The sequence below is a fragment of the Serratia sp. A07 genome, from assembly GCF_058725505.1.
In genome coordinates this window covers 1-2,864 of the sequence record NZ_JBZXDO010000112.1, presented here as the reverse complement: position 1 = coordinate 2,864, position 2,864 = coordinate 1, and the positions used below count along the sequence as shown (strand labels likewise).

General features: G+C 63.2%; 2 protein-coding genes. Both read right to left on the bottom strand.

The genetic code is table 11. The features are described from left to right. Positions 1 to 708 (bottom strand): DNA circularization N-terminal domain-containing protein (locus AC4PR2_RS28240; RefSeq protein ID WP_492175962.1); only part of this gene is annotated, 708 nt, incomplete at its 3' end. An 8-nt stretch (positions 709 to 716) separates the two neighbouring features. After that, positions 717 to 2,864 (bottom strand): tape measure protein (locus AC4PR2_RS28235; RefSeq protein ID WP_492175961.1); only part of this gene is annotated, 2,148 nt, incomplete at its 5' end.

The following is a 2,864-nucleotide window of genomic DNA, read 5'->3' as shown; positions in this document are numbered from 1 at the left end:
GGGGGCGTCGGGCTGCGGGTAAGTCGGCAAGCGCAGCAGCCCCTGATAGATGCCCTTGAATGCCTGCGCCAGGCGCGCCGGTGTCGTCAGCAAGCTGGACAGGTTGCCGCGCATGGCCGTGAACGACGCCACAAAGCTGCTGATATCAGCCAGGATCCCCACACCGTTGACCGCACTTTCCAGCGCCGCCACCTTCTCGCTGACCGTGTCCATCAGGGCCTGAACGTCTGACAAGCCGGCTTCGGCCAGCGACCAGCCCTCAGCCAGCGTGTTAAAGATATCGTCGAGCGTGCCATTGCCGAGGGTGGCAAGCCGGCCGGCCGTATCCGCCGCCACGGTCGGGGCAGTTTCATCCGCCACCGGCACAACGGTTAGCGTGAACTCCACCAGGCGGAGATTATCGACGCTGTAGCGGCTTTCAAAGTTGTCGACCAGCACCGAGAGCGTCCCTAAATCGGGATGATTCAGCTCGCCCGGCCCCGGCGCATTGAGTGCCTGTGTTAGCCGTTCACGCTGAGCCTGGGCATCATCGCCCACCAATGACAGGGTAAGGGTATGCTCTGGCAATTTACGGCCCAGATCGTCCGCGCCGCCGTTTTCACGCAGCGGGTATTCACGGCGGACAACGCGGCGTCCGCCGCGCGTGCGCTGTTCTTTGTAAACGAGAAATGGGACGCCGCGAAAGCTGCCCCGACCGGTGCTTTTCATCTGCGCTCCTAGTAGATGTTGTAATTGTCGCCGTTATACACATCCAGATTTAACCCAAAGGCGTTGCTGTCGGTGACGGCGCTGTTTTGCAACACCAGTCCCGGCCCGAGCGCAATCCGCATTTCCGCCTGCGCTTTGACTTCCTGTGCGGCGGGGGCCTGTTCGTCCTTCTTGTCCCACTTGGCGTAAACGTCACCCAGCCAGCCGCCCAGCTTTTCACCCAGCACACTGCCAAGCATGGAGCCAGCCACCGACCCTATCGGCCCACCGATGGCCCCGACAATGCCGCCTACGGTCGCGCCGGCGGCCGATCCCAACGCACCGCCTTTATCTTCGGCGGTCGCGTCTTTATCGAGCAACGTAGGGGCAACCGACAATGCCGTGAGTAACGGGCCGCCAAGACGACTACCGAACCGCAGGGCGCCGCGACCCAGCGCCCCGGCCTTACTGCCCACCCAACCGGCCGCGCCCGAGAGTTTCTGCATGGCGCCGCCGAACAGGCCGCTGGCCCGCTCGCCCACCTGACTTAACCAGCCGCCGGCCTTGCCAGGGAGCGCGGATAACATGCCGCCGGCACGGCTGCCAATGGAGGCCATAAACCGCCCGGCCGCGGCCACGCCCGGAAGGCTTGCGACAGCGCCAAGCGCACGACCGCCAAGCGCACGGGCCGCGCGGCCGGCGCGGGCAACACCTGGCACTCTGCCGAGCATGGCACCTGCACGGTTGACCATGCCGCCGAAGAAGCCCGAAACCGCCGAAGCGGCGCGTCCAAGCCGCGAACGCGGCGCCGGCGCCGCCGTGCGCCGAGGGCGAACGCGCGAACCGCGCCGGCGGGTGCGACCATTGGCATCAACATAGGTGTCAGCACCGCCGCCCATGCCGCCCGCGGGCCAGTTCATCACAACCACGCTGACCGGCGCGCCAAGACCGCCACCCATCGCAAACGGCGCCGGGCCAGCCAGACCCGCAGGGGTGTTTTGACCGCGGCCGCGCCACCACCGGTAAGCCCGCAGCGGGTAGCGTACAGGCGCCGTGGCCAGCCCCCAGGCGGGTCTGGCGAGCGCCATCCCGATGCGCGCAAGTTTAGAGGCGACGTAAATCGCCAAGATCGCCTTGGCCGTGTTGGCGGCGTATTTGCCGATGTTGTCGATAGTTTCGCCGTAGCCGGCTTTGCGCAGCGCCATCAGCTCGGCGTTGACCCGGTTAAGGCCGTTTTTAAACAGCGTGACGCCACGGCGGGCGCTGTCGAATACCCCGTTGAAACTGTTGGCCAGCTTATCGGCCCACTGGTCTTGCAGACCGTTTTCCTGGGCTTCATCGGCATAATCCAGGAAAGATTTCAATTGGTCTTTAAGGCGCTTAAAAGTGCCTTTGTTCATCACTTTGTTAGCGAACTGTTCCCACACGTCGCCGAACTGCGAGGTGACTCCTGTCCAGGAGTTCATCGCGTCTTTCTGCGCGCCCTTGGCCTCTTCGCGCAACGCCTGGAACAACAGCCGAATGGACTCTGGCCCCAGCAATCCCTTTTCGCCCTGGGCACGTACGGTCTTCTGATCAAGACCCAATTTATCGGCGAGCGTCTTGTAAACATTTATGCCGTAGCCGGTCAGCAGGTTGGCGTCTTGCGCCTGGATGCTCTGGCGGGCAAACATCTGTTTGAGCTGCATCGAAGCGCCTTGCGCCTCCGGCAACGTCCAACCATGCTTTGCGCCCTGATCTTCCAGCATGGTGATAAAGTTACGTGCCTGACCCGTATCCATGCCAAAACCGCGGCTGGAGGTGTATTCCTGCACCACGCCTTGCAGGCCCCAGGTGGTGTCCTTGGCGTTTTTGGTTGCCCACTGGATATCGGCGTCGGTTTTCGCTTTATCGTTATGGTTCAGCGAGTTCAGGCGAATGGTGTAGTTCTCCATTGCCGCTGCCGGGTCAATAAAGGCTTTTTTCAACCCATAGACAGCAGCACCGCCGGCCAGCAGACCGTAGACGCGCGAGACGCCGCCATAGGCGGCCTTGGCGCGGGCTTCCATATGATCAAAGCCCGACGAGACCGAAGCCAGGCCCTGACGTAATCCGCTGAATGCGCGCCGTCCCTGATTGCCCAGCCGGTCAAGCTGGCTGCCGAGCGTATTGGCCTGCAAGCCCAGACCGCGCATTGA